Genomic DNA, 1,234 nt, shown 5'->3' on the forward strand with positions numbered 1-1,234 from the left:
CTGCGGATCAAAGCTTGTTTGCTAGCTCCCCGCAGCTTATCGCAAGCTACTACGTCCTTCATCGCCTGTAATCGCCAAGGCATCCACCATGTGCACTTATTCACTTGTCCCTATAACGTTAGCCCCTTGCGACTAAACAAAGGAGCGGTTATAGAAATAAGAAGTACTACGTTGTTGCGTTTGTTGATACATACAATCATTACCCATCGTCTTGCGTTTTACCGCAAAACGATCAATAAAAATTTACTTACTTCTTCCAGATTGTTAAAGAACGTACAGCACTTGATCTCTAAAAGATCAAACCTAAATCTCTGATGATTTACGTTTGAGCTTTTTGGTGGAGGATGACGGGATCGAACCGACGACCCCCTGCTTGCAAAGCAGGTGCTCTCCCAGCTGAGCTAATCCCCCTGAGATTTACTACAAGGCAGAAACTGGTAGGGCTGGTTGGACTCGAACCAACGACCCCCGCGTTATCAACACGGTGCTCTAACCAGCTGAGCTACAGCCCCAAATGCTGTTCTTTAATATTGACAGTCGATAAGTGTGAACGCTTGAAGAAGAGTGCTACTCTAGAAAGGAGGTGATCCAGCCGCACCTTCCGATACGGCTACCTTGTTACGACTTCACCCCAGTCACGAATCCTACCGTGGTAAGCGCCCTCCTTACGGTTAAGCTACCTACTTCTGGTAAAACCCGCTCCCATGGTGTGACGGGCGGTGTGTACAAGACCCGGGAACGTATTCACCGCGACATGCTGATCCGCGATTACTAGCGATTCCAACTTCATGCAGTCGAGTTGCAGACTACAATCCGGACTACGATACACTTTCTGGGATTAGCTCCCCCTCGCGGGTTGGCGGCCCTCTGTATGTACCATTGTATGACGTGTGAAGCCCTACCCATAAGGGCCATGAGGACTTGACGTCATCCCCACCTTCCTCCGGTTTGTCACCGGCAGTCTCATTAGAGTGCTCTTTCGTAGCAACTAATGACAAGGGTTGCGCTCGTTGCGGGACTTAACCCAACATCTCACGACACGAGCTGACGACAGCCATGCAGCACCTGTGTAATGGTTCCCTTTCGGGCACTCCTCAATCTCTCAAGGATTCCATCCATGTCAAGGGTAGGTAAGGTTTTTCGCGTTGCATCGAATTAATCCACATCATCCACCGCTTGTGCGGGTCCCCGTCAATTCCTTTGAGTTTTAATCTTGCGACCGTACTCCCCAGGC

At 49.7% G+C, this 1,234-nt stretch carries 2 tRNA genes and 2 rRNA genes; all 4 read right to left on the reverse strand.

Annotated features, from left to right (window positions below):
* Nucleotides 1-110, reverse strand: a 23S ribosomal RNA gene (locus GEV02_RS32540); the annotation flags it as partial.
* A gap of 225 nt (nt 111-335) precedes the next feature.
* Nucleotides 336-411, reverse strand: a tRNA-Ala gene (locus GEV02_RS32545).
* A 24-nt stretch (nt 412-435) separates the two neighbouring features.
* Nucleotides 436-512: transfer RNA gene (locus tag GEV02_RS32550), tRNA-Ile, on the reverse strand.
* A 64-nt stretch (nt 513-576) separates the two neighbouring features.
* Nucleotides 577-1,234, reverse strand: a 16S ribosomal RNA gene (locus GEV02_RS32555); the annotation flags it as partial.

Origin of the sequence: Rugamonas aquatica (assembly GCF_009380215.1) — a bacterium.
In the GTDB taxonomy this organism is placed as follows: Bacteria; Pseudomonadota; Gammaproteobacteria; order Burkholderiales; family Burkholderiaceae_D; genus Rugamonas; species Rugamonas aquatica_B.